This window comes from Mesorhizobium sp. WSM4935 (assembly GCF_029625735.1).
Classification (GTDB): domain Bacteria; phylum Pseudomonadota; class Alphaproteobacteria; order Rhizobiales; family Rhizobiaceae; genus Mesorhizobium.
On record NZ_JARTVR010000015.1, the window covers coordinates 58,007 to 83,665 of the forward strand.

Here is a 25,659-nt window from a genome sequence, read left to right on the forward strand (position 1 = left end):
GTCTCCAGCTACTCCAATCCGTTATTGGATGGACCGACGCGAAGCGGCATATACGGGTCGCAAGCGAGAGATCTGCCCTGAGGAGGCAGAATCGTAGTCAGATGGCTCAGCCGGTCATCCTGAGATAATTTCGTAATGAAGGTTCTGGGCATCGCCGAGGGAGGATCTGCGTCCAGGCGAGATGATGCCGGAGCCGAAGAGGAGAATATCTTCGCGGCGTACGAATACTTCTTGGTTGGTCCCCATCGACACAAATGTGCCCGACGAGCTTCGCTCGATAAGCCAGGCCTTGCCATTCGAAATGGTGAAGGTCGCATGGTGCCGCGAGACCCAGGGCCGCTGGACGACGATATCGCATTCCGGAGATCGGCCGATCGTCACGAATTCGTTGTTTCGGCAGGATTGCAACAGATCGCCATAGCGGATGACCAGATTGATCTGACGCGATAAGGCGGAGCGCCTGTCGACAAAGGTGCCCCGCCTGGCGATGTGTGTGGTGAGGGCGCCATCGTCGCTCCCCAACGTATAGACATCGAAGAGTTCTTGCTTCCCCTTGAAGGCCATTTTGTCGAGGAGCCGCAAGGCACCGCGGCTGCCCGCGGAAAGGGCTTCGAAGAAGCTCTGGCTGATCAAGACCTCCCCGGGGTTGGCCGTGGCGGACAACCTTGCGGTGACATTGACAACATCGCCGAATACCGCGCCCCGCGCGCGAATCACCGCCCCGAAATGCAATCCGATCCGGGATCGCAATGGCCCTTTCGTCAGTTGGCTGCTGATTTCGCAGACGGCCTTCAGCGCCGCCTCCGGCCTATCGAACAGGCTGAGCACGTCATCGCCCTTCGAGTAAATGAAATCACCGCCGTGCCAGGCGACGATCGCGCGTATCGCGTCGAGGCAATTCGAGATTTGCTGCAGAGCGGCATCGTCGCCGATGCGCTCATAGAGCGGCGTGCTGCCCACGACGTCAGCCAAGAGGACTGCGGCTAGAAGTCTCTCCTGATCCATCGACTCGTATCCGCCCCGAGAACGCAGCGTGTATAACACACCTAAGTCGACCTTGACCTACCTACTTGCGCGCCGGGGGCCGCAAGGCGCCACGGGGCAAGTGCTTTGGCGCGGTTGTCGCGGACGGACAGGCATCTGCCTTCGTTCGTCCCGCCAAACGACACGCTTCTCCACGAGATTTGCGCAAATCGCGATCGCGCTCCCGCTGGCCGCCATGCGCCCTGCAAGCCGATAGCTTTCTGCCGCAGGCATGATGACGCGCAGCCGCAGCATTCCCCTCGACCATCGATGCGAGTGGCCGCGCCACGCCGCGCGACGGACGATCTTTGCACGGAGCGCAGCTACGGGGCTCCCACACCTGTCATGCAGGGTGACCGGATCGGCCTGCGAAGCGTTGGGTCGCCTCATCGGCTTGCCAACCGGCCGCTGGTGTTACTGATTGTCGACGCAGGCGTCAGCCAGCATCCCTCGATGTGCTTTAGAAATCTGATGCCAGGGGTGTCATCTTCGAGGATTCTTTCCATCATGACCCCGTCGGCGTGACAGGCCGTTGCCTTGTGTAAGCCCACCAGGGCCTGCGACAATGTTTGCGCTTCGGACCCATTGAGCGTCAGCGCGCCCGGGGGCTCGAAAAACAGCGCGGCGACATGCGCGCCTTTCAGCAGCTCTTGCGCGTCGATGGCTTTCCCCAGCGATATCAAGACCGTCTGGTCCTTCGGCTCGAGTGCCACATTTGCCTGAGGACCGATATCGCAAGCGAGTGCCGAACTGCTCGAGAGCACGACCGTTGCAAAAGCCACAATGGAACGCATTCGATCTTCCCGCAAAGATCACCGGCTGCCGCGCCACTCTGCTGCAAGCCGCGCCAGAATTCAACTCGGGCGATCCGGCGTGCATGAGGACACACGCAAGTCGAGCTAGCCCGGGCTGCCGGCCGCCGGATTGGCGATGATCGCCGCCCGGAAGCGGGTGACGAAATCGTCCAGCGCCGGGCGTTCGGCATCCGAAATCGCCCAGTAGGCGAAGGCATCGTCGGTCCAGTGGACCAGAAGGAAGCCGCCGGCTGAGAGATCGTCCGCCACCGGCACCGATTTGGCCTCGTTCTGCCGGGGCGCGGCCACCAGCGTGATCAGGTGCTCGTGATGGCGGTAGACCAGCGCCGGCATCGGCCTGTCGCCGATCACCTCGACACGTCCGCCGAGCAGCGCGTAGCCATCCTTGGCCATGTCAGGTGCCGGCGGCGACACGCCGATGCGCCCGTCGAGCCACGGCTTCACCGTGTGGCGGTCGGACGAGACGATGTCGACCGGGCTCGCCGCGAGCAGGCTGCGGCGATGGCCATTGGCGACGGCGACCGCAAAGCTCTCGGCGCCATTGTCCGCCGTCGCCAGCCACTGCGTCGCGCCGCTGGCGAGGAACGCCGTCAGCACGATCGAGGCCGCCATCTGGCGCCAGTCGAAAGAGTTGAACCAGCGTGCCGCGCGCGGCCGCATCTCGACGACGTTGCTCTGCTGTTGCGGCTGAACGGAGGGCGGCACTTCCGCCTTTACGGGCCCAGCCCGTGCGGCTTCCACATCCTCTGCGTCTTTTGCCGCGCCGATCGCCGCGATGCGCGTCAGGAAATCGTCGCTGACCGTCGGGCGCGGCACGCTGGCGAGAGCGCCGCGCAGCGCCACCAGCCGCGCATGCTCGGCAGCAAGCTCCGGATCGGCGGCCATGCGCCGCTCGACCGCCAAAGCGGCCGCGGCATCGAGCTCGCCATCGACAAGGGCGTGGATCATCAGCTTCATATCCTGCGGGTCTTGCGGCAATCCATCCTCACGCGGGCGATTTTCATGCGGGCTCATGGTGGCGCCCTCCAAGTTCCGTCATCAAGAGGCCACGAGCCCGTGCCAGCCGCGACATCACCGTGCCTTGCGGCACGCCGAGCATGGCGGCGATTTCGCGGTAGCTGAGGCCGTTTATGTCGCGCAGCACCAGCGTTTCGCGGAAGGATTGCGGCAGCCCGGCCATCGCCGCCTCCACAGCCGCCGAATTCGCCTTGGCGATCAGCGCCGCCTCCGGGCCGTCGTCATTGTCCGGCGGCGGCGACACATCGTCGAGATCGGCGAGGTCGCCGACGGCGACCACGCTGCGCGGACGGTTCTTCGCCATCCATGTATAGGAGGCGTTGCGCACGATGGTGAGCAGCCACGCGCGGGGGTTTCCCCCAGCGAACCCGGCAATGCCCGCATGCGCCTTGAGACAGGCCTCCTGCACGACATCCTCGGCATCGGCCTGATTGCCGGTCAGCCAGCGGGCGAGCGACAGCGCATCGCCAAGATGCGGCAGCACCACTTCGGCGAAACGCGCGGCCAGCATCTTTTCGCTCAACACCGTTCCGCCGCCGGGCTCTCCCGCCATGGGTCTGCCGCCGTCCTCAGCGGGAGGCGACGATCTGTCCCTGCTCGTGCGGGAAAAGATCGCGACCGCAGGCGATGGCGCCTGCTTCGAGGGAGGAGAAGGCATTGGTGTCACCGGAGTCAAGGGTCTCGGAAGCAAGGGGCGCCTCGGAAGGGGACGGCGCATCGCTGGCTGCAACGGGATGCTCGCCATCATGGTCGTGGATCTCGACGGTTGCGATCGGCACGGATCAGGGCCGGCCGCGGGGCGGTACCGGCCGGAACAGGTACGCGCAACCGCAACGCTCCAAGGAACGACGGCGGCTGAGGCCTTCGCCCTCTTCAGCGCGTGCGTATTTGTCTTCGTGCCGCTTCATGACGGTCTCCTGCTGTTGCGCACAAGGGCGCATACCCTGGAGACCGGCGGACCGGGCCGTTTATTCCCGGCCGGTCGGCCTTTTCGTTCACGCTAATGTGATCGGAGGCGGATGGCCCTACAGCGCCAGCAGCGCAAGCCCGGCCAGCGCCGAGGCCGCCAGCGTCGGCAGCATGCCGAGTTTCAACCTGAACACGGCGACCATCGCCGCCGCAGAGAGCAGCGCGGCGCGCCAGTCGAGCGAGGACAGGACCGGCACCTCCACGCCCCAGCCGACGCTTGCGACCTTGCCGAACACGACATGCAGCGCGAACCACAGCGCAAGATTCATGATGACGCCGACGACCGCCGCGGTGATCGCGCCCAGCGCCGCCGCCAACGCCTTGTTCTGCCTGAGCTGCTCGATGTAGGGCGCGCCCAGAAATATCCAGAAGAAGCAGGGGACGAAGGTGGTCCAGAGCGTCAGCGCCGCACCGAGCGATCCGGCAAGTAGCGGGCTGGCCATGCCGGCATGGCGATAGGCAGCGGCGAAGCCGACGAATTGCAGCACCAGGATCAGCGGCCCGGGCGTCGTTTCGGCAAGTCCCAGCCCGTCGACCATTTGTCCAGGCGAAAGCCAGCCGAACGAGGTCACCGCTGCCTGCGCCACATAGGCGAGCACGGCATAGGCGCCGCCGAAGGTGACGACGGCCATCAGGCTGAAGAAACCGCCGATCTGCGCCCACACGCTGCCTGCCCCCCCCAGCAAGGCGATTAGCGCCACCGGCCCCAGCCAGACCGGCAGCCAGATGGCGACGGTGCGGATGGCGTGCCCTCGCTTCGGCATGGTGTGGCCGAGTTCGCCTCGCTCGAACATCAGGTCGACCACGCCCCGGGTGTCGGCGGTTTTGCCCTTGCCATGCGCCGAGCCCGAAAACAGCCCCGGCGCGAAGCGGTTGCCGGTCCAGCCGATGACCCCGGCTGCGAGTACGATCAGGGGGAACGGCACCTTGGCGACATAGATGGCGAGGAAGGCCGCCACGGCGATCGCCACCATGGCGCGGTTCTTCAACGCCCGCTTGCCGATACGGATCACCGCCTCGACGACGACGGCGAGCACCGCCGCCTTGACGCCGAAGAACAGCGCCGCGACCACCGGCGCGTCGTTGTAGAGCATGTAGAAGGTGCTCAGGCCAAGCATGACCAGCGCGCCGGGTAGCACGAACAGGATGCCCGCGACGAGCCCGCCTGCGGTGCGGTGCAGCAGCCAGCCGACATAGACGGCAAGCTGCTGCGCCTCGGGCCCAGGCAGAAGCATGCAATAGTTGAGCGCGTGCAGGAAACGCTCCTCGCCGATCCAGCGGCGTTCCTCGACCAGTTCCTTGTGCATCAACGCGATCTGCCCGGCAGGCCCGCCGAAGGACAGCAGACCGATCTTGGCCCAGAGCCGCGTCGCCTCGCGGAAGCTCGGCACGGCCGCGACATCGACCGTCGGCACGGTGCCGTCCTTGGTGAGGGATGTCATTGTGCCTTGCCCCCGACCGGCCAGTTATGCGTCTCGTCGGTGGCATCGCGGCACCAGCGGAAGAAGGCGTCATAGAGGAGCATGCCGGCGTCGAGCTGCTCGAGATCGTCGCGGAACATGCGCGACAGGCCGAGCGAGGCGGCGAGGAACCCGGCCGCCTGCGGCACGAGGTCGAGGCGCGCCGTGTCGGCGCCGCGCACGATCAGCGCCAGGCGGTCAAGCGCATCGACGCGCAGGCCGAATTCCTCGATCATCGTGTCGAAGCTGCAGCGATCGCCGCGGTGGCTCCAGAACACGCCTTCGATATCGAACGGAACCGCGCCGAAGCGGTCTGCGACCAGAGGCACCTCGGCCGGATCGACGAACAGGAAAACCGCCTTGGGATCGACGAAGCGGCGGACCAACCAGGGGCAGGCGATGCGGTCGACCTTCGGCCGCGACCGTGTGACCCATACCGTACGTCCCTTTTCGTCGCGCGGCGGGATCGCGCCGGCGTTGACCAGCGGCGCCTTGGCGCCGGCCCAGGCCTCGAAGCCGCCTTCAAGCGACTCCGCCGGAATGCCTTCATGACGCAGCCATGCGGCAACGCCTTGCGAGAGCTTCTGCCCTCTCTGACAGATCACGACGACTTTGCGCCTGGAAAATTCCGCAGCCCAGGTCGAGACGGTCCTGAAATCGCGCCGGCATGACGCCGGCAACAGGCGCGGGTCGGCTTCGTAATCCTCGTCGGTGCGCACATCGATCAGGCAAGGCGCGTCGGGCAGGCCGACGAGACGGGAAAGTTGCGGAACGGTGATTGCGGTTGTTGATGGCATGGCGTCCACCTCCTGAACAAGAGAGCCTGGACGCGATCGTTGGGCTGACGCCTCACGGGGTCATCGCGAGAAACCCCTTGCGAGAATGCTGGAACGGTCCCCCGCGATTGTCAAGAATTCAAATTGCCCGGGCGGGTACTCCGCCCCGCGCTTTACCGAGGCGGCCGTTGCCCTTACTGCGCCGTCCAGCCGCCATCCATCGGCAGGGTCGTGCCGGTCATCTGCTTGGCGGCGTCCGAGCACAGGAACAGCGTCAGCGCGGCAAGCTCCTCGACGGTGACGAATTCCTTGGTCGGCTGCGCGGCCAGAAGCACGTCGTGCTTGACTTGCTCCTCGGTCATGCCGCGCGCCTTCATCGTGTCGGGGATCTGCTTTTCGACCAGCGGCGTCCAGACATAGCCGGGCGCGATCGCGTTGACAGTGATGCCGTCTTGCGCCAACTCCAGCGCCACCGTCTTGGTCAGGCCGGCGATGCCGTGCTTGGCCGAGACATAGGCCGACTTGAACGGCGAGGCGACCAGCGCATGCGCCGAGGCCGTGTTGATGATGCGGCCCCATTTGCGGCTCTTCATGCCGGGCACCGCCGCCTTGATGGCGTAGAAGGCTGACAGAAGATTGATGCGGATGATGGCTTCCCATTTGTCGTCGGGAAATTCCTCGATCGGCGCGACGTGCTGGATGCCGGCATTGTTGACCAGGATATCGAGGCTGCCGAACGCCTCCTCGGCCTCGTGGACCATGGCGGTGACGGCGGCGCCGTCCATCATGTTGGCGCCCGAATAGCGGCACTTGACGCCGAAATCCTTCTCGATGCCGGCCCGCTCCTGCTCGATCGCCGCGGCGTCGCCCAGGCCGTTGATGGTAACGTTGGCGCCCTCGGCGGCGAAGGCACGCGCGATTGCAAGGCCGATGCCGCTGGTCGAGCCGGTGACGAGCGCATTCTTCGAAGACAGGGAACCCATGGGAGATCTCGCGACAGGAGGACAGGAGGGAAGAGTATGAAGGCAGACGACCGGTAAGGCACATGATTTGTGCGCCGCAGCATCACAATGCCACACCCACATGTCGGCGCTGTTACAGCTTCGCGACGGCATTTGCCGGCTTTGGGGAAGCGCCGTCTCGGCATTGACACGGCACTGTCATGCTGCCGTGCAACATACTTGCCAGCGCATTCGCGCGGGGTCATTTCAAACCTCTTTGGGGCACCAGCCATGGAAATCGCCGATGTCGTGAAGCGCGCCTATGCGATGCCGCTCACCAACCCGTCCTTCCCGCCCGGCCCCTATCGGTTCTTCGACCGCGAATACATCATCATCACCTACCGCACGACGCGCGAAACCCTCGAGGCGGTCGTGCCGGCGCCGCTCGAGATCGACGAGCCGCTGGTCAAATACGAGTTCATCCGCATGCCGGACTCGACCGGATTCGGTGACTACACCGAGACCGGCCAGGTCATCCCGGTGCGCTACAAGGGCCAGCATGGCGGCTATGTGCATTCCATGTATCTCGACGACGACGCACCGATCGCCGGCGGGCGCGAGCTCTGGGGTTTCCCGAAAAAGCTCGCCAACCCCAAGATCGTGCATGAGGGCGAAGTGGTGGTCGGCACCCTCCATTACGGCAGCGTGCTCTGCGCCACCGGCACCATGGGCTACAAGCACCGCGAGGCCGACCACGACCAGGTTCTGGCCTCGCTCGCCGCGCCCAATTTCCTCATCAAGATCATCCCGCATGTCGACGGCAGCCCACGCATCTGCGAGCTGGTCCGCTATTACCTGACCGAAATCACGCTGAAGGAAGCCTGGACGGCGCCCGCCGCGCTCGACCTGCGCCCTCATGTGATGGCCGACGTCGCCAAGCTGCCCGTGCTCGACATCGTCTCGGCCGTTCACTTCACCGCCGACCTGACGCTCGGCCTCGGCGAAGTCGTGCACGATTATCTCGCCGACAATGGCCGATCGGCCGCCGGCGCGAAGGAGCTGGAGAAAGCCGGTGCTTGAGCGTACCCATAACAAGGCGGCCGCCGCCACTATCCAGGAGATCACCGCACAATATGATCGCATCGCCCTGGTCTTCCAGGGCGGCGGCGCGCTCGGCGCCTATCAGGCGGGAGTCTATCAGGCGCTTGCCGACGCCGGCTGCGAGCCGACCTGGCTGTCCGGCGTCTCGATCGGCGCCATCAACGCCTCGATCATCGCCGGCAACGAGCCGAGCCGCCGCCTGCAGCGGCTGGAGCAGTTCTGGCAGACGATCTCGGGCCGCAAGATCTGGGCCTATACGCCCGAAGGCGACATCTATCGCGACATCCGCAACCAGACCTCGTCATGGATGACGATGACCATGGGCCAGCCCGGCTTCTTCAAGCCGCGCAGCCCCAACCCCTGGTTCCAGCTCTCGGGAGCGGAAGGCGCCACCAGTTTCTACGACACCGCCGAGCTCAAGGACACGCTGGAAAGCCTGATCGACTTCGACGTGCTGAACGACGGCAAGAAGCGCTTGAGCGTCGGTGCGGTCAATGTCAGGACCGGCAATTTCGTCTATTTCGACACCGACAAGGTGCGCATCGGGCCGGAGCACATCATGGCGAGCGGCGCGCTGCCGCCGGCCTTTCCGTCGATCCGCATCGAGGGCGAATATTACTGGGACGGCGGCATCGTCTCCAACACGCCGCTGCAATATCTGCTCGACCAGGAGGAGGACCGCTCCTCGCTGGTGTTCCAGGTCGACCTGTTCAGCGCCCGCGGCGTGCTGCCGCGCGGCATGGCCGACGTCCTGTCGCGCCACAAGGACATCATGTATTCCAGCCGCACGCGCCAGAACACCGACAACTTCCAGCGCATCCACGCGCTCAAGATGAAGCTGCTCGACGCGCTGAAGCGTGTGCCGCCGGAGCAGCTCAAGGATGGCGAGAAGGAACTGATGGCCGACTATTCCGACGCCGGCGTGGTCAACATCGTCCATCTGATCTACCAGCACAAAGGCTATGAAGGCCACGCCAAGGACTACGAGTTTTCCGGCACCTCGATGCGCGAGCACTGGGAGATGGGCCTGGAAGACACAGAGCGCACGCTGCGCCACAAGAAATGGCTGATGCTGCCCGACAATGCCGAAGGCGTCACCATCCACGACCTGCACCGCGAAGACCCGACCTGATCAGTCCTGCGCGGCGGCCTTTCAGTGGGCATCGTATCTGTTGGTGGTGAGAATCCAGTCGTTCGATCGAGCGGATCGGCCCTACGAGATTGTCGAAACCCTCCTCGCGTCGTCATCCACGGGCGGAGCAGCCGCGAAGCGGCCTCGCGGAGACCCGAGGATCCATTCCGTGACCTGGCGCGAATGGTAAAGACGGCGCAGAACAGAGGTCGTTCTGCACCGCCGTGACGCTCATAGGTAACGGAATGGATTCTATGGTCTACGCCGCGTCGCTGGTCTACGCCGCGTCGCCTCGCTCCTTGCTCCGCCATAGAATGACGACGTGAGGGGCGCCTCGGCTATCCCCAGCGCTACGTCGACGCAACAAATACATCCCTCGCAACTCGTGTCCCGAACATGGGTTTTGCCCAAAAAAAGGCAGCGCCGGCGACCGGCGCTGCCTTTTTGGGAGGACGCTTGCGCCGCTCAGAAGACGTGGCGGAAGATCACGAACAGCACAAAGGCCAGCGCGATCGAGCAGGGCAGCGTGAGCACCCAGGCCAGCAGAAGGTTGCGCACGGTCGACCACTGCAGACCGGAGCCGTTGGCCGCCATCGTGCCGGCGACGCCGGACGACAGCACATGGGTGGTGGACACCGGCAGGCCGAGGCGGTCGGCCATGCCGATGGTGATCATCGCCACCAGCTCGGCGGCGGCGCCCTGGCCGTAGGTCAGGTGGCTTTTGCCGATCTTCTCGCCGACGGTGACGACGATGCGCTTCCAGCCGACCATGGTGCCGAGCCCGAGCGCCAGCGCCACGGCGATCTTCACCCACAGCGGGATGAACTTCGTCGCGTTGTCTACCGCCTTGTGATAGTCGGTGACCGCTTTGAGGTCGTCGGCCTGCATCGGCAGCAGCTGCTTCTTGTCGATCAGCTTCAGCGCTTCGCCGATCAGGTAGATGTCGTTGCGCGCGTTGCTGACCAGATCGGTCGGAACCTTGTCGACCGTGGCGTAGGGCTGCAGCCCGGCAGTGGTGTTGTGGATATAGGTCTGGAGAGCGAGCGTCGTCTGGTCGTTCCACGACTTGCTGCGCACGGCTTCCTGCACGGCTGCCTTGGCGGCATTGGCATCCGCGACCGTGACGCCGGGCTTAACGTATTTGCCAAGCGCCTGCTCGACAGACACCGATGCCGACTTGTAGGCGTCCAGATAGTTGATGTCGGGCGTGCGGTTGAGGGCGTAAGCCGTCGGCACCACGCCGATCAGGATCAGCATGATCAGGCCCATGCCCTTCTGGCCGTCATTGGAGCCGTGCGCGAAGCTGACGCCGGTGCAGGTGAAGATCAGCAGCGCGCGGATCCACCATGGCGGCGGCGTGTTGCCCTTCGGCGCCTCGTAGAGAGCCGGGTTGCGCACCAGGAGCTTCATTGCATAGAGCAGCGCCGCGGCGGCGAAGAAGCCGACGATCGGCGAAACCAGCAAGGTGGTGCCGACATTGGTCGCCTGACCCCAGTCGACGCCGCTGGTGGCGCTGCCGGCCGGAGCCATGAACTGGTTGGCAAGGCCGACGCCGATGATCGAGCCGACCATCGTGTGCGAGCTCGAGGCCGGCAGGCCGAGGAACCAGGTGCCCAGGTTCCACAGGATGGCGGCGACCAAAAGCGCGAACACCATGGCGAAACCGGACGACGACCCGACCTGGAGGATGAGCTCGACCGGCAGCAGTGACAGGATGCCGAACGCCACCGCGCCGCTCGAGGTCAACACGCCGAGGAAGTTGAAGACGCCCGACCACATGACGGCGAATTCGGCCGGCAGCGAACGCGTGTAGATGACGGTGGCGACAGCGTTGGCGGTGTCGTGGAAGCCGTTGACGAACTCGAAGCCCAGGGCAATCAGAAGCGCGATGCCGAGCAGGATCCACGGCACCGTCTTGGCGATGGCCAGATCCTGGCTGAGCGCATAGCCGACATAGATGATGCCGGCGAGCACCAGCACGCCGAAAGCCGGCAGGAACCATTTGGCCCCGCCCGATTGTTCCAGGGGATGATCCGGTTTCGGGATTCCCGCCTCACTGGAAACTACGTCCACCATTGTCCCACTCCTTTTGCATTGCAGCAAAGAACCGGGAAGGACGGTATGTCCCCAGGATGAAGCTGGTGTGACGCTCTTAACCGTTTGGTCACCACCAAACCGGTTGGTCACCACCAAACAGTTTGGCCACCTATCCCGCTATCTTCAGGAGTGAGGATACCAAGAGCTTGCGCTCGTCTTCGGAAAGCACGTCTGAATCGAACAGATTCATGCTGCGCATCCCCTCAATGGCCAGAAAGCAGACCAACAGCGAGCCGAGGTCCGCCGTCTCCCCCTTCAGCCGCTCGAACAGCTGGTGCTTGAAGGCTTTTATCGGTGTCAGGAAATCGGGATCCTCCGCGATGGCCGAGAACATCCAGGACGCCGAGGGTTTCGGCCGCTCGCAGTCGTCGGCCGACAGCTTGATATAGGCCGAGAGCACGCTTTCGTGGCCGGCCTCGGCGGCACGGGCCTCCAGCGCCTTCTGGAAATCGCTGAGATAGTTCTCGACCAGCCCCTGCATCAGCTTGGCCTTGGTCGGGAAATTGTAGAGCAGGCCGCCTTTCGACACTCCGGCGCGGCTGGCGACCGCGTCGAGCGACAGGCTTCCCGGGCCTGCCTCGCGTGCAACGTCGGCGGCGGCGGCAAGTATCTTTTCGCGTGAGTTTGCCCTGGGTACTCTCATCGCGCTTCCCCTACATTAGCCTAGGCGGAATTGACAAGACCGTCCAGCCGGTACAGTAAGGCGCGCCATTTGAAATCGGGACCTGTCGTCGATATGTGTCCCGGCATCGATCGATTTGCCTGTTGCCGGCTCGAGGGGACCATCCGTGAAGCGCTTTTTTATCATCGCCGGATTCTTGCTGCTGCTCGCCTTGGTGTGCGTCGGCATCGTTGGCTTCAATTTCATGCGCGACGCCGGCATCAAGCAATATTTCGCCACCATGAAGCCGCCGGCCGCGACGGTTTCGACAGTGACGGTCAAGCCGTCGGAATGGACCCCCGGCGTCGAGGCGATCGGCACCGTCAATGCCGTGCGCGGCGTCGACCTTACCGTCGAGACCAGCGGCATCGTCAAGGACATCCTCTTCCACGCCAACCAGAAGGTTGCCGCCAACGCGGTGCTCCTGCAACTGGATGACGCGGTGGAGAAAGCCGACCTGGTGGCGCAGAAGGCGCAGGCCGCCTCGGACCAGGCCGCGCTGACCCGCGCGGTCGAATTGCAGCGGCGCGGCGTCGGCACGGACGCGACGCTCGACGCCGCGCGCGCCGCTGCAGACGCCTCGGCCGCGCAGGTCAATAAGCTGCAGGCGGTGCTCGACCAGAAGCAGCTGTCCGCGCCCTTCGGCGGCACGGTCGGCATTCCGAAGATCGATATCGGCCAGTATCTGGCCCCCGGCAACTCGGTGGTGACGATCCAGGACCTGGACACGATGCGGGTCGACTTCACGGTTCCCGAGCAACAGCTGCCGCTGCTCAAGATCGGCCAGACCGTCAAGCTTGGCAGCAGCCTCGCCGACATGCCCTTTGCCGGCTCCATCCGCGGCATCGACCCCAAGATCGACCCGGCAAGCCGGCTGGTCTCGATCCGCGGCGAGGTCGCCAATCCGGAAGGCAAGCTGACGCCCGGCCAGTTCGTCCAGATCCGTGTCGAGCTGCCGCAGGAAAATAACGTCATCTCCGTGCCGCAGACCGCGGTGACGACGAGCCTCTACGGTGATTATGTCTTCGTGGTTCAGCCGGCGAAGCCCGCCGAGGGCGCGGCTCCGGCTCCGGCAAAACCGGATGAGCAGAAGGCCGGCGCCGACAAGGCGGCCGGCGATGCCGCCAAGCCGCAGGCCGACGCCTCCAAGCCTGCGGACAATGTGGCGAAACCGGCCGACGCCGCCGCCAAGCCGGCCGAGGCCGCGCAGCAGCCGGCGCTCACCATCTCGCAGGTCTTCGTGAAGCTCGGCCGCCGCAACAACGGCATGGTCGAGATCGTCCAGGGCCTCAAGGATGGCGACCAGGTCGTGACGGCGGGTCAGAACCGGCTCTTCAACGGCATGTCCGTTGCCGTCGACAACACCGTCGACCCCAGCAAATCGGCGAACAAGCAGGTTCAGCAATGAGCTTTTCCGATCTCTTCATTCGCCGGCCGGTGCTCTCGACGGTGCTGGCATGCATGATCCTGCTTCTGGGCTTCCAGGGCATCTTCGGCTTGTCGATCCGCCAGTATCCGAAGGTCGACGAGACGGCGATCACCATCACCACAGCCTATCCCGGCGCCAGCGCCGATCTGATCCAGGGCTTCATATCGGCGCCGATCGCGCGCGCCGTCGCCTCGACCGAAAACATCGACTACGTCACCTCGTCCAGCCGTCCGTCTTCGAGCACGGTCACGGTGCAGATGAAGCTCGGCTCCAATCCGGACGTCGCGCTCGCCGAGGTGTTGTCCAAGGTCCAGGGCGTGCGCGGCACCCTGCCGGAGGCCTCCAAGGACCCGGTTATCGTCAAGGGCACCGGGCAGCAGTTCGCGATGATGTACATCTCGATGCAGAATCCGAACATGACGAAGGAGCAGCTCACCGAATATATCGAGCGCGTCATCCGGCCTCGCATCTCGACCGTGGAAGGTGTCGCCGACGTCCAGATCTTCGGGGCCCAGGAATATTCCATGCGCATCTGGATCGACCCGGTCCGGCTCGCCGCGCGCGGCGCCACGGCGGTGGACGTGCTCACCGCCATCAACAATTCGAACTTTCTGTCGGCCCCCGGCAATACCCAGAACGAATATGTGGTGTCCTCGATCACCGTGCACTCGACCTTGCAGACGCCCGAGGCCTTCGCCGAGCTGCCGATCCGCTCGACGAACGGCGAGGTTGTGCGCCTGCGCGATGTCGCGCGTGTCGAGCTCGGCGCGGAGAACACCGACACCAGGGTGAGCTTCAACGGCAAGCCGGGAACCTTCCTGGCCATTTTCCCGACGCCGGCGGCGAACCCGCTGACGACGGCGGCTGCCCTCACCAAGCTCGTGCCGCAAATCCAGGAAACGCTGCCGAAAGGCATGACGATCGAGATCGTCTACGACGCCACCGGCCAGATCAGCGCCTCGATCGAGGAAGTGTTCAAGACCATCGGCGAGGCCGTCGCCATCGTCATCGTGGTGATCCTTCTATTCCTGGGCTCGTTCCGCTCGGTGATGATGCCGATCGTCACCATCCCGCTGTCGCTGATCGGCGTCTGCTTCATCCTGTTCGCAGTCGGTTACTCGATCAACCTTCTGTCGCTGCTGGCCATGGTGCTGGCGATCGGCCTTGTCGTCGACGACGCCATCGTGGTGGTGGAGAACATCCACCGCCACATGGAGGAGGATCACATGTCGCCGATGCAGGCGGCCTTCAACGGCATGCGCGAGATCGCGACCGCCATCGTGGCGATGACCATCACGCTGGCTGCCGTGTTCGCCCCGCTTGCCTTCACCGGCGGCCTGACCGGCGCGCTGTTCCGCGAATTCGCGGTGACGCTGGCCGGCTCCGTGGTGCTATCGGGCCTGATCGCCATGACGATCACGCCGATGATGTCCGCCCGCCTGCTGAAACCGGGCCAGCACGGCCGCTTCCAGCGCATCGTCGATGGGACCTTCAGCCGTGTCGAGCGTGTCTATGAGCGGGCGGTCACCGCCTCGCTCAGGAACCGGCCGGTGACGCTGATCATCGTCGTCGCGCTTGTCGCCCTCACCGGCTTCATGTTCACCAAGACCTCGACCGAGCTCGCGCCGGAAGAAGATCAGGGCTTCCTCCTGTCGTTGGTGACCGCGCCGCGCTATGCGACGTCGGATTACACCGAGACCTACGTCAACCAGATCCTCGGCCTTGTGAAGGACATTCCCGAGACCCGGGCGCAGTTCTCGGCCGTTGCCTTTGGCGGCGCCACCAACAGCGCCTTTGTCGGCTTCGCCTTCAAGGACTGGGCGGACCGCAAGCGCAATTCGAAGGAACTGCAGGCCGATATCACCGCACGGCTCGCCAAGGTCGCCGGCGTTCAGGCTTTCGTCTTTGCGCCGCCAACGCTGCCGGGTTCCGGCGGCGGCCTGCCGATTTCCATGGTCGTGCGCTCCACCGGCGACCCTTCTGAAGTCTTCGAGCAAGCGGAGAAGATCAAGAACAAGGCGCAGGCCTCGGGTCGCTTCATCGTCGTCCAGAACTCGATGGCGTACGATGCGCCCCAGGTGACCGTCACCATCGACCGCGAACGCGCGGCGGCGTTGAACCTGCCGATCGCCGATATCGGCAACACGTTGACGCTGCTGGTCGGCGGCGCCGAGGTGGCGCAGTTCGACCGTGACTCCAACAGCTACGACATCATCCCGCAGGTGCCGCAGGAATTTCGCGACAATCCCGAGAAGCTCGGCGAATATTTCGTTCGCAGCGTCGACGGCAAGATGGTGCCGCTGTCGGCGGTCGTGAAGATTTCGACCAATGCCTCGCCGGCGGCTATCGAGCAGTTCAACCAGTTGAATTCCTCGACGATCTCGGCCCTGCCTCTGCCCGGCGTGACCACCGGCGACGGCCTCAAGGTGCTGGAGGATCTCGCCAGGGAGACGCTGCCCGACACCTTTTTCATCGACTATTCGGGCCAGTCGCGGCAGGAGAAGGAACAGGGCAACACCATCCTGATCGCCTTCGCGGCGGCCGTGATCGTGATCTATCTGGTGCTGGCGGCCCAGTTCGAGAGCTTCCGCGATCCGCTGATCATCATGATGGCGGTGCCGCTGTCGATCTTCGGCGCGATCGTGCCGCTCAACATCGGCCTGGGCACGCTCAACATCTACACCCAAGTCGGCCTGATAACGCTGATCGGCCTCATCACCAAGCACGGCATTCTGCTGGTCGAGTTCGCCAACCAGCAGCGTGAGATCCACGGTATGCGCCGCCGCGATGCCATCATCGCCTCGGCCAAGGTGCGCCTGCGGCCGATCCTGATGACCACGGCGGCCATGGCGCTCGGCGTCGTGCCGCTGATCATCTCCAGCGGCGCCGGTGCGGCCGCGCGCTATTCGATGGGCCTGGTCATCTTCACCGGCATCCTGGTCGGCACCATGTTCACGCTCTTCGTCGTGCCGATGTTCTACACCTTCATCGCCAGCAAGGACCTGCCGCATCTCGCCGAAAAGCCCGATCCGAAGCTGATGCCGGCGCTGCCGAGCTGAGACGGCGACCAAAGCGAAAAACAAAAGAGGCCGGAAAAATTCCGGCCTCTTTTTTGGCGGCTGCCTCACGGCTTCGCGATCAACGGAAGGCGGCAACCGGCCTGCTACTTTATCCCAGTGCGTTACTTGACCCAGCTTGTTATTTGACGATGACGATGCTGGTGTTGGAGGGCCCGAAGACCTCGACCAGCTGATAGAAATCGGCAGCCGCATCGGGATGCAGCCGCACGCAGCCATGCGAGGCGGGACGGCCGAGACGGCTGATGGCGTAGGTGGCGTGAACGGCATAGCCGCCGCTGAAGAACACCGAATGGGGCATCGGCGCGTTGTCGTATTTCTTCGAATACCACATCTCATGCATGCGGGTCGGCTTGAACGAACCGGTCGGCGTGATGTGCCCCCTGGCGCCGGTCGACACCTTCCAAATGTAAGTCGGACGGCCATCGACCGTGACTTCCATGATCTGCTGCGACAGCGAGACCTTGGCGACGATCTGGTTGGCGTGGGCGGCGTTGCCGGTGCCGAACAGCAGCGCCGCGCCGGTGAGCGCGGCGGCGGTGATATGGATGAGCTTGGCGGAAATGGCGGTATGCATGACGATCCCTCTCTGTTTTTTGCCGGTCGCGCCGGCTTCAATTTCGATGGGCTCTTATCGAGATCGTCGGTTTCCGACCTATTTCGCTTGATGCTCGTTTCTGTTTCGAATTCGTTTCTGCAAGTTAACGGCAAAGGCCGGCTGAATGACACCGGAAGTCTTTTCGGGACGTGACGGTCAGGCGCCGTACAATGAGCTTCACCCGGAAACGAAAGTTCATTTTGCCTTTATATGAAAGACATAGAGCCGTTGTCGAAACCAATCTGCAACAAAGTGCGGCCACGGCGGCATGATCTGGATACAGGCCGGCGGCAGATTTGACGCAACGGGAACAGACATCTGCAAACGAAAATGGGCAGGAAATCGAAACTGGCTTCTCGGGATTAGCGTCTCGGCGGTGCTCGGCGGTGCCGGCTCAGTGGCCGGCAACCCGGCGACGACGCTGGCGGCGATGAGTACCGGCGAGATTTCGACCCTGCACATGGCTCTGTTCATCGCCACGGTCTGGATTGTTTCCAGCCTGCGCGTCCACCGGCTGAAGGCCCTCTGGCGGGTCGGCCGTCGGCTGACGAGGACGCGCGGCCCCTCCGGCTACTTGCTGCCGAGAGGACCGAAGGCCCGCGCCGCAGCGGGGGGCTCCGTCAGCGGCGCGGGCGCTTCGGGAGTTTCCTGAAGCGCGACGATATCGAGATTGGGGATAGGACATGAAGACGAATATTGCCGCCTCGGTGCTTTCCGCGCTCCTCTACGCGCAAGGCCTGCTCGGCTTCGCCGCGCTGGCGACGGTGCTGCTGAAGGAGCGCGCCCCGGCCGAGATAACCGTCAGCGCCAACGTTCCAACTGGACCCTCGGTCGTCGTGGTGCGCTGAACGCCGGGCACCGGCCCAAATGACCGCCGCCTTGGGGACTCCGATGCTCGACAACCTCGCCGACCTGAACTCACTCGTTGCGCGAGAGCGGGGGATCGAAACGATAGCCGGCGCCGCGGATGGTGGTGATGGTCTCGGTGTCGAGCTTGCGGCGCAGCCGCACGATGCGCGAATCGATCGACCGGTCGAAAGCGTCGGCATTCTCGGCCGGTGCCGCGGCAATGATGTCATCGCGCGTCAGCACCTTGCGCGGGCTGGCCAGGAACAGCTTGAGCAGCGCCACCTGCCCGGGAGAAAGCTGCTCCTCCGCGCCCGAGCGATGCATTACGATGGCCGACCGCAGATCGACGGTAGCGTTTTCCAGCACGATGAGTTCCCCGGGGGCTCTGCCGCGTCTCATCAGCAGGCCGCCGATGCGCGCGGCAAGCTCGCGCACGTTGAGCGGACTTTCGATGACATCGGCGGCACCGAGCTCGAGCGCCAGCACCTTGTCGACGAGATCGCGCGGCCGGCAGATCAGGATGAAATCAGGACCGCCCTCGCCACCGCCGCCCTCGCTGCTGTAACGCCTGAGCAGTTCGCGGCTCTCGGCCTGGGTCACTTCGTCGCCGACCACAACGACATCAATGCCGCCGGCCGAAAGCAGCGTCTCCGCTTCCCAGGGCTGGCGCGCCTGGCGCACGTCGTGCCCGCGCCGTTCGAGATGGTCAGCGAGATCGCCCGCCACCACCTCGGCGACGGACACAAGCGCAATGACGGATCGTGCGGCCATTTTTCTTCACCCCGCCACAGACAACTCGAGATGAGTGCTGGACATCATGTTTATACCCAATCTACTTTCTGCTGAAAGCGGGAGCGAGCGCGTCGTGAAGGCACGCATCATCGTCGTCGAAGACGAACTGGATCTGAGGGAAGCCGTGGCCGAGTATCTCGGCGCCAGCGGCTATGACGTCGTGACGGCCGAGAATGCCGTGGCGGCGCGCGCGCTCTTCGAAGCGCAGCCCTTCCACCTCGCCATCCTCGACATCGCGATGCCCGGCGAGGACGGACTGTCGCTCGGCCGCTGGCTGCGCTCCAAAACCCAGATCGGCATCATCTATGCTACGGCCGCCGGCACCGCGCTCGACCGCATCGTCGGGCTGGAGCTGGGCGCCGACGATTACATCGTCAAGCCATATGAACTGCGCGAGGTGCTGGCGCGGGTGCGCAGCGTGCTGCGCCGCGTGCCGCAGCCGGCCGAGCCGCAGGCGCAGAAGGCCGAAGCCGGCAATCGCCGCTTCATGAATTTCGGCGGCTTCCAGGCCGATTTCGACGGCAGGCTGGTCACTGCCGCCAATGGTGCGGTGATCGAGATGGCCAAGAGCGAGTTCGACGTGCTCGAGGTTTTCCTCACCCGCGCCAACCGGCTTCTGACGCGAGCGGCGATTTCGGAGGCGATCGGCTTCGTCGAGGATCCGGAATCCTCGCGCGCGGTCGACATCCGCATCATGCGGTTGCGAAAGAAGATCGAGGCCGACCCCGCCAATCCGAAATTCCTGCGCACGGTGCGCGGCGAAGGCTATATCTTCTCGCTGCCGAGCGGCGAGGCCAATTAGGGCAATTCGAGGAAAAGTGTGAGCGGTTAGGCTCGGCGTCTTCGCCATAGCCTTCCGTCCGGAATTGCGTCAAAACAGAGCGATGGAGCGCTTTCCGTGCAACGGAGGGACGCTCTGAACGACCGATGTCCGGGCCTGGAATGACCATGACAGCTGATGCAGCACGCACCGATATGCAAGGCTCGCGTCCGGGCGGCGCCGCGATGGCGGCCGTCCATGTCGTGCGCCGCCTGCGCGAGGCAGGCGACTGGCAGCGCGAGATGGACGACATATTGGGAACCATGTGCCGCAAGATGGATTGCCAGCGCGGCATTCTCTTCCGTCTGCGTGAGTTGCCGGGCGAAGGCTTCGCCCAGTCCGTCGCCGCCTATTGGATCGACCCGGACTTCGGCGGCGAGCTGGCCTCGCCCACCGTGATCATGCAGTCGATCATCAACTCGGATTCGCTTCTGGAGCGGCTGCAGGAGGACGAGCGGCAAGGCAAGATCTTCTCCGGCCACACGCGCGACCTCGAGGGTTTCCTGCGGGCCGACTTCGAGAAGCAGAACATCAAGTCGTTTCTGTCCGTCTCCGTTTTCGCGCATGGCCACCTTTGGGGCACGCTGGCCATCAACGACTGCGTCGCCGAGCGGGAATGGACGGATGAAGAGGAAGCGACCCTGCACATCATCGCCTTGGCCATCGGCGACGCCATCGAGCGCTCGCCGTCCGAGGCGCATGCCAGCGAAGTGATCCGCCGCACCATGCTACAGGCCTCGCTCGACGCCATCATCGTCATCGACGAGACGGGTTCGATCATCGAGTTCAATCCGGCGGCCGAGAAGATGTTCGGCTTCCAGCGCAGCGCCATCCTCGGCAAGGACCTGCTCGATACCATCGTTCCGGTATACTACCGCAAGGGCTATGCCTCGGGCGCCGAATACATGGCCGGCCGTGGCGCGCCGATGGTCGGCCAGCGGTTGGAGACCGTCACGCAGAACGCTGCAGGCGAGATTTTCCCGATCGAGCTGACGGCGACCGAGATGCGTGTTGCCGACCGTCGCCTGATCTTCGGCTCGATCCGCGACCTGCGCGAGAAGCTGCAGGCCGAGGAGGAGATCAACCGCCAGCGCGAGAAGCTGCACCAGAACGAGAAGATGGCGGCGATGGGCTCGCTGCTTGCCGGCGTCTCGCATGAGCTCAACAACCCGCTCGCGGTGGTGGTGGCGCAGTCGACGCTGCTGCATGAATTCGCCGGCGACCCGCAGACCAAGGTGCGCGCCGAGAAGGTGCGCGCGGCCGCCGAACGATGCGGCCGCATCGTCAAGAGCTTCCTGTCGATGGTGCGGCTGCACCCGACCGAGCAGGCCGAGACGGATCTCAACCAGGTGATGCGCTCGGCGCTCGAAGTCACCGCCTATGGCGCGCGCTCGAGCGGCATCATCATCGACACCGACTTTGCCGACGGGCCGCTGCTTGCCATGGCCGACGCCGACCACATCACGCAGGTGGTGGCCAATTTCCTCATCAACAGCCAGCATGCGCTGGCCGGCGTCACGGGCGAGCGGCACATCAAGGTGCGGACCTTCCGCAACGAGCGCGGCGATCCGGGCTTCTCCGTCGAGGACAACGGCCCGGGCATTCCCGAAGCGATCCGCGCGCGTATCTTCGAGTCCTATTTCACCACCAAGCCGGTCGGCGTCGGCACCGGCATCGGCCTGTCGATCTCGAAATCGATCGTCGAGCGCCACAACGGCAGCATCCGGTTCGAGGAAGTGCAGCCGAATGGCGCGCGCTTCGTCGTGCAATTGCCGGCGATCGCGGGCGGCAGCGCCGCGCCCGGCGAAGGTCCGGTGCGGTCGAGCGGGCTGCGTCATGCGCTGGTGATCGACGACGAGCCGGACGTCGCGGGCTCGCTCTCTGACATATTGGAGCTGATGGGGGTGAAGTCGCGGGTCGTTGCAAGCTGGACCTCTGCCGGCGAGGCACTGAGCGGGCACATGCCGCCCGACATCGTCTTTTCAGATCTGCGGATGCCAGGTACCAGCGGTATTTCGATCTACCGCGAATTGCTGGCCGAACGCCCGGACCTGGCGCAGCGCTTCGTGCTGGTCACCGGCGACTTGATCGGCGCCAAGGCAGAGATCGAGGCGCTCCCGCCGCATCAGCGGCCGCACATCCTGGAAAAGCCCTTCTCGACCCTCGACGTGCGCGGCATCCTGTCGACCGTCGCCGACGAGGCCGCGGCCGACAACGGCGCCCACCTTTGAGCGGGGTTCGGAAGCGGATGCGTGATCCGGCCTGAACTTGCGCCGCCGCAGGATCTGCCGAGATTCAGGTCAAGCCGAGTCGAAAATGATGGATTCCGAGAACCGGAGCGGAGCGTACTTGACCTATGTGAGCACCGGAAGCGCAGGAAGCCGCATTTGCAGACCGGCCTCACCTGAATATGGACAGACCCCAAAAAAGAGGCTCCCGACCGACTTCAGCGGCGGGAGCCTGACTGGAGCGCAGGAGGGTGCGCTCAGGGGAGCTCTTAAAAAACGTTCGGCGTGTTGGTGAGCGGCGCGGCGTTGGCGATCATGCGCACCGGGCGCTCCCGGTACCGGCCGGACTGCTCGGCGATGGCGCGCAGGCAATCGAGGCTCTCGGCGCCCCAGTTCTGGCCCTTGCAGGCAAAGTCGACCGCGGATTCCGGCAGGCGGGCGGTCTTGAGCGTAGTCTGCGCGCCCTGGATGACATTGGCTGGCGGATTGATCGAAGCGAATGCCGGGCCTGAGGCAGGTGCCGCCAGCATGCCGACGAAGGCGCAGGCGCCGATCGCCATGAACATCGCCATCGGATGGTCGCTGGCGCGCTGGCGCAGCGCCAGCTTCGGCCGGCGGTCGTTGCGCTCCGGGCCGTGTGCGCGGCGACTGGCTTCGGCGGTCTGGACTTTCGCAAACATCGCTTGTCCCTTCGGTATCTTTCTTATTCCCATTAAACGAACCTAACCGCGCCACGTAACGGCCCGATGGTCGACGGCAATTTCCCCTGTAACAGGATTGAAACAGGGTTGGATCGCTACCTTCCGCCCTGCTTGCCGCCAGCGGGCGTCCACCGCGACTGGTTTGCGGGAAATACCCCTCGCGGATGCAGGAGACTGTAAGCGACCTCACACACGGGCCGGTTTGGCATGCGGTCGCGAGGACGGCGTCTCGCAACCTGCGATCTGGAGTCCGAACCGCTGTTTCAACTGCCTCGGCTAGTATCAACGCTATTTCCAGGCAACGGCCTCCCGGCGCCAGGACGACACCACGACACTCGCGCCCGCAAGGAACTTGTTCGGCTGCAACACTGGGGCGGTTTGCCCACAACAGCTGTGCGTCGACCCCCGGGCGGGTGTCAGCCGCCAACGCACGCCGGTTTGGGCGACATATTCAGGATACGCTCCAGTGGTGACAATCCAGCCCTGGTCATTGACTGACGGTTGGGAAGCCTGAAACGCACACGCATGACAAAGCAGAAGATTCTTTTCGATACTGACCCTGGCGTGGATGACGCCCTCGCACTTCTTTATCTGCACCGCCATCCGAACATCGATCTGCTCGGCATTACAACCGTCTTCGGCAACGCGCCCATCTCGGTCACAACGCGCAATGCCAGGTTCCTCGCCGAGGCATGGGGAATCAAGGCTCCCGTTCATGCTGGCGCGGCCGTTCCGCTAAACTGGTCTGGGGCGCCCCATCCCTATCCTGTCCATGTTCATGGCGCAAATGGGCTGGGGGACTATCCCATAGCCCAAGAACCGCGGGAGGAAATGGATACCGCCGCTCGATTTATCGTGGATAGCATTCGGCAGAACCCGGGTCAGGTGCGGCTGCTGGCGGTCGGTGGCCTGACCAACTTGGCGCGGGCACTGGAGGCCGATCCGGCGATAGCAGACCTGGTGCAAGATGTCGTCGTCATGGGTGGAGCGTTCGAGATCCCCGGCAATGTGTCGCCAGTCGCGGAGGCTAATATCTATGCCGATCCGCACGCAGCCGATCGAGTGTTTGCAGCCTCCTGGAAAGTGACCGCGGTTCCGCTCAATCTCACAGGTCGGACTGTGATCACGCGTGAGGCTCTCGCGACGATATCGGCAGATGCCAATCCCGAAATGCAGATGGTTGCCGCACTGTCCCAAGGATATATCGACTTCTACCTGCAATGGGGCGAAGCGGGGATGCTGGTGCACGACTGCAGTGCCGCTGTGTTTTTGACCGACCCCGATTTATTCACCACCCGGCCTGGTTCGGTCGTGGTGATCAAGGAGGGGCCCGCAGCGGGTTTGACCCTGCAGAGGTTGGGCGCTGCCCGCTATTCTCCGAGCGAATGGGATCGGCGTCGGATGCAGCTGGTGTGCGTTGGCGGCGATGCTGCAGGAATCTTGGCCAGAATCTACGATGTCTGTGCAACGCCAAGAAACTAAAAAGGCTCGCTCCGAAGAGCGAGCCGAAGTTGCAGAAGCCGAACCGTAAGGTGGCTTCTACCCGCAGCTAAAAGATAGCATGCAGGTCCGCCGTGTTGAATAACATTTGTTAAACTCACTTTCTGATTGCCACTGACAGGAAAGCTGCCAGCGTCCGCGCGCCTCTACTTACTCGATAACAGACGACGAAGGCACAATGCGCTTTAGGGCGACCAGAAAGATACGTTTGTTAGCTGCGCACCTGTCGGGCTTCAGCCTCCGCCGCATCGGTCTGAAGTTCCCCGGGATGGCCGCGAACCTGTCGAACGTCGTGGCAGACATGCCGAGTGCGCCGGCTGCGGGTTAAGGCGCGGATTTTCCGGGATTTTTCTGGCTTGGCGCCGCCTCAAAGCTGCCGCCAAGGAAGTTCCATATTCCGACAAGCCATTGCATTTAAATGAAAAATATGCATATATTGAATGAGTATTCAACAAAGAAGAGCACTTTCATGAACCCGCACCTCCGTGACGTGGCGATTCCCAACGGTTGGGACCGGCGGGGTTTGCCGGGGTGGAGCTACCATTCCAATGCCCTTCTCGAGCTTGAGAAGGAATATGTCTTCCGCAATCACTGGCAGATTGCCGGCCATGTCTCCGACGTGCCGAATCCGGGCGATTATCTGACCATGGATGTCATCGGCGAGCGCGCGCTGATCCTGCGCGGCAAGGACGGCATCGTGCGCGCCTTCAACAATATGTGCCGCCACCGCGGCAGCCGGGTCGTCGCCGATAGCCAGGGCACCTGCAAGAACGCGCTGGTGTGCCCGTTCCATGGCTGGGTCTACAATCTCGACGGCACGCTGAGGGGTGCTGCCCGTCCGCGCTCCTTCCCCGAGCTCGACAAGACCGAGTTCGGCCTGATGCCGCTCGACCTCGAAATCTGGATGGGCTTCATCTTCATCCGCTTCCGCAAGGGCGGCCCGCAGCCTTCGGTGGCCGAGCTGCTCAAGCCGATCGAAGCCGAGATCGCGCATTACAACATCGCCGACATGGTGCCATCCTGGGGCATCTGGACGCAGAAATCGCCGGTCAACTGGAAGTCGGTGCGCGACGTCGACAATGAAGGCTATCACGTCGCCATGGCACATCCGGCGCTGCAGGACCTCTATGGCGCGACCTATGTCGACGAGCCTTTCGTCAACGGGGTGTCACGGTCCTTCGCCACTTATAACCCGCATGCAGGGCGGCGCTGGAGCGTGCGCGAGTATATCAAGCTCGCGCCCGAGGCCACGCATCTGCCGGAGCATCTGCGCAAGGCCTGGATCTATTACGGCATTTTCCCCAACAACGCGCTGTCGATCATGCCGGAATCCGTCCAGTTCTATCAGGAGTTCCCGCTGTCGACCGGGGAGACTCTGCTGCGCGGCGCAATCTATCGCTACAAGGACGAGACAAGGGAGCAGGCCGCGGCGCGCTATCTCGCCTACCGCATCGATCGCGACACGATGAACGAGGACGTCCAGCTCTCGGTGTGGTCGAACGAATCCATGCTTTCGGAAGCCTTCGAGGGCTTTTACCTCTCCGACCTCGAATATGGCGTGCGCACCCACCATGATCACTTGCGCAAGCAGGTCCCGGTGCTCAATCTTGAAACGGCGCCCGAGGAAAAGGACATGTGGGGATTGAACGACGCGCTGCGGTCGAGGGGGTAAC

Annotated in this window: 23 protein-coding genes; 10 read left to right on the forward strand and 13 right to left on the reverse strand. The window is 63.9% G+C overall.

What is annotated here, in order from left to right:
* Positions 1–114 precede the first annotated feature (114 nt).
* The 8 genes from P9273_RS26280 to P9273_RS26315 form a co-directional block, all read right to left on the reverse strand.
* Complete coding sequence (locus tag P9273_RS26280) at positions 115–1,005, reverse strand: adenylate/guanylate cyclase domain-containing protein (RefSeq protein WP_278051388.1); 891 nt, start codon at positions 1,003–1,005, stop codon at positions 115–117.
* 404 nt (positions 1,006–1,409) lie between these two features.
* Complete coding sequence (locus tag P9273_RS26285; RefSeq protein ID WP_278051389.1) at positions 1,410–1,817, reverse strand: hypothetical protein; 408 nt, start codon at positions 1,815–1,817, stop codon at positions 1,410–1,412.
* 105 nt (positions 1,818–1,922) lie between these two features.
* Positions 1,923–2,852 (reverse strand): anti-sigma factor family protein, encoded by a 930-nt coding sequence (locus P9273_RS26290; RefSeq protein ID WP_278051390.1) that lies wholly within the window; start codon positions 2,850–2,852, stop codon positions 1,923–1,925.
* Positions 2,839–3,408, reverse strand: a complete 570-nt coding sequence (locus P9273_RS26295; RefSeq protein ID WP_278051391.1) for a sigma-70 family RNA polymerase sigma factor — start codon at positions 3,406–3,408, stop codon at positions 2,839–2,841. Before P9273_RS26295 ends, P9273_RS26290 begins: the two co-directional genes overlap by 14 nt.
* A gap of 16 nt (positions 3,409–3,424) precedes the next feature.
* Positions 3,425–3,634, reverse strand: a complete 210-nt coding sequence (locus P9273_RS26300) for a hypothetical protein (RefSeq protein ID WP_278051392.1) — start codon at positions 3,632–3,634, stop codon at positions 3,425–3,427.
* Positions 3,635–3,880: 246 nt separating this feature from the next.
* Positions 3,881–5,266: a chromate efflux transporter gene (gene chrA / locus P9273_RS26305; RefSeq protein WP_278051393.1), complete on the reverse strand. Its 1,386-nt coding sequence runs from the start codon at positions 5,264–5,266 to the stop codon at positions 3,881–3,883.
* Entirely contained in the window at positions 5,263–6,081 is an 819-nt protein-coding gene (locus P9273_RS26310) for a chromate resistance protein ChrB domain-containing protein (protein WP_278051394.1), read from the reverse strand. The genes chrA and P9273_RS26310 overlap by 4 nt, the downstream gene beginning before the upstream one ends.
* 173 nt (positions 6,082–6,254) lie before the next feature.
* Positions 6,255–7,043, reverse strand: coding sequence for a 3-hydroxybutyrate dehydrogenase (locus P9273_RS26315; RefSeq protein WP_278051395.1), 789 nt, complete (start codon positions 7,041–7,043; stop codon positions 6,255–6,257).
* Positions 7,044–7,292: 249 nt separating this feature from the next.
* On the opposite strand from P9273_RS26315, the gene P9273_RS26320 reads away from it, so the two are divergent.
* On the forward strand, positions 7,293–8,081 hold the full coding sequence (locus tag P9273_RS26320) for an acetoacetate decarboxylase (RefSeq protein WP_278051396.1): 789 nt from the start codon (positions 7,293–7,295) through the stop codon (positions 8,079–8,081).
* A complete protein-coding gene (locus P9273_RS26325; RefSeq protein ID WP_278051397.1) occupies positions 8,074–9,234 on the forward strand; it encodes a patatin-like phospholipase family protein in 1,161 nt (386 codons plus the stop codon). Before P9273_RS26320 ends, P9273_RS26325 begins: the two co-directional genes overlap by 8 nt.
* A 465-nt stretch (positions 9,235–9,699) precedes the next feature.
* Here the strand turns inward: P9273_RS26325 and P9273_RS26330 are convergent, their stop codons facing one another.
* Complete coding sequence (locus P9273_RS26330) at positions 9,700–11,310, reverse strand: inorganic phosphate transporter (RefSeq protein ID WP_278051398.1); 1,611 nt, start codon at positions 11,308–11,310, stop codon at positions 9,700–9,702.
* Between the two features lie 130 nt (positions 11,311–11,440).
* Positions 11,441–11,974, reverse strand: coding sequence for a TetR/AcrR family transcriptional regulator (locus tag P9273_RS26335; RefSeq protein ID WP_278051399.1), 534 nt, complete (start codon positions 11,972–11,974; stop codon positions 11,441–11,443).
* Positions 11,975–12,119: 145 nt separating this feature from the next.
* Here P9273_RS26335 and P9273_RS26340 point away from each other — a divergent pair, with 145 nt between their 5' ends.
* On the forward strand, positions 12,120–13,400 hold the full coding sequence (locus P9273_RS26340) for an efflux RND transporter periplasmic adaptor subunit (protein WP_278051400.1): 1,281 nt from the start codon (positions 12,120–12,122) through the stop codon (positions 13,398–13,400).
* Positions 13,397–16,480 (forward strand): efflux RND transporter permease subunit, encoded by a 3,084-nt coding sequence (locus P9273_RS26345; RefSeq protein ID WP_278051401.1) that lies wholly within the window; start codon positions 13,397–13,399, stop codon positions 16,478–16,480. Before P9273_RS26340 ends, P9273_RS26345 begins: the two co-directional genes overlap by 4 nt.
* A gap of 139 nt (positions 16,481–16,619) precedes the next feature.
* Here the strand turns inward: P9273_RS26345 and P9273_RS26350 are convergent, their stop codons facing one another.
* Positions 16,620–17,075 (reverse strand): L,D-transpeptidase, encoded by a 456-nt coding sequence (locus P9273_RS26350; protein ID WP_040998688.1) that lies wholly within the window; start codon positions 17,073–17,075, stop codon positions 16,620–16,622.
* 289 nt (positions 17,076–17,364) lie between these two features.
* Here P9273_RS26350 and P9273_RS26355 point away from each other — a divergent pair, with 289 nt between their 5' ends.
* Positions 17,365–17,748, forward strand: coding sequence for a hypothetical protein (locus P9273_RS26355; protein WP_278051402.1), 384 nt, complete (start codon positions 17,365–17,367; stop codon positions 17,746–17,748).
* Positions 17,749–17,779: 31 nt separating this feature from the next.
* Positions 17,780–17,944, forward strand: coding sequence for a hypothetical protein (locus P9273_RS26360; RefSeq protein ID WP_278051403.1), 165 nt, complete (start codon positions 17,780–17,782; stop codon positions 17,942–17,944).
* Positions 17,945–18,014: 70 nt separating this feature from the next.
* Here P9273_RS26360 and P9273_RS26365 read toward each other — a convergent pair whose 3' ends face one another.
* The gene (locus tag P9273_RS26365) at positions 18,015–18,716 is read right to left on the reverse strand and encodes a response regulator transcription factor (protein ID WP_040998690.1); all 702 of its coding nucleotides are present in this window, start codon (positions 18,714–18,716) and stop codon (positions 18,015–18,017) included.
* 94 nt (positions 18,717–18,810) lie between these two features.
* Here P9273_RS26365 and P9273_RS26370 point away from each other — a divergent pair, with 94 nt between their 5' ends.
* Both P9273_RS26370 and P9273_RS26375 read left to right on the forward strand, forming a co-directional pair.
* Positions 18,811–19,539 carry a response regulator gene (locus P9273_RS26370; RefSeq protein ID WP_278051404.1) on the forward strand — a complete coding sequence of 243 codons (729 nt, stop codon included), beginning with the start codon at positions 18,811–18,813 and terminating at the stop codon, positions 19,537–19,539.
* A 146-nt stretch (positions 19,540–19,685) separates the two neighbouring features.
* Positions 19,686–21,788 carry an ATP-binding protein gene (locus tag P9273_RS26375; RefSeq protein WP_278051405.1) on the forward strand — a complete coding sequence of 701 codons (2,103 nt, stop codon included), beginning with the start codon at positions 19,686–19,688 and terminating at the stop codon, positions 21,786–21,788.
* Between the two features lie 266 nt (positions 21,789–22,054).
* On the opposite strand, the gene P9273_RS26380 is transcribed toward P9273_RS26375, so the two are convergent.
* Positions 22,055–22,465 (reverse strand): hypothetical protein, encoded by a 411-nt coding sequence (locus tag P9273_RS26380; RefSeq protein WP_278051406.1) that lies wholly within the window; start codon positions 22,463–22,465, stop codon positions 22,055–22,057.
* Between the two features lie 546 nt (positions 22,466–23,011).
* Here P9273_RS26380 and P9273_RS26385 point away from each other — a divergent pair.
* Together P9273_RS26385 and P9273_RS26390 are read left to right on the forward strand one after the other, a co-directional pair.
* Positions 23,012–23,968 carry a nucleoside hydrolase gene (locus tag P9273_RS26385; protein WP_278051407.1) on the forward strand — a complete coding sequence of 319 codons (957 nt, stop codon included), beginning with the start codon at positions 23,012–23,014 and terminating at the stop codon, positions 23,966–23,968.
* Positions 23,969–24,455: 487 nt separating this feature from the next.
* Entirely contained in the window at positions 24,456–25,658 is a 1,203-nt protein-coding gene (locus P9273_RS26390; protein ID WP_278051408.1) for an aromatic ring-hydroxylating oxygenase subunit alpha, read from the forward strand.
* Position 25,659 lies beyond the last annotated feature (1 nt).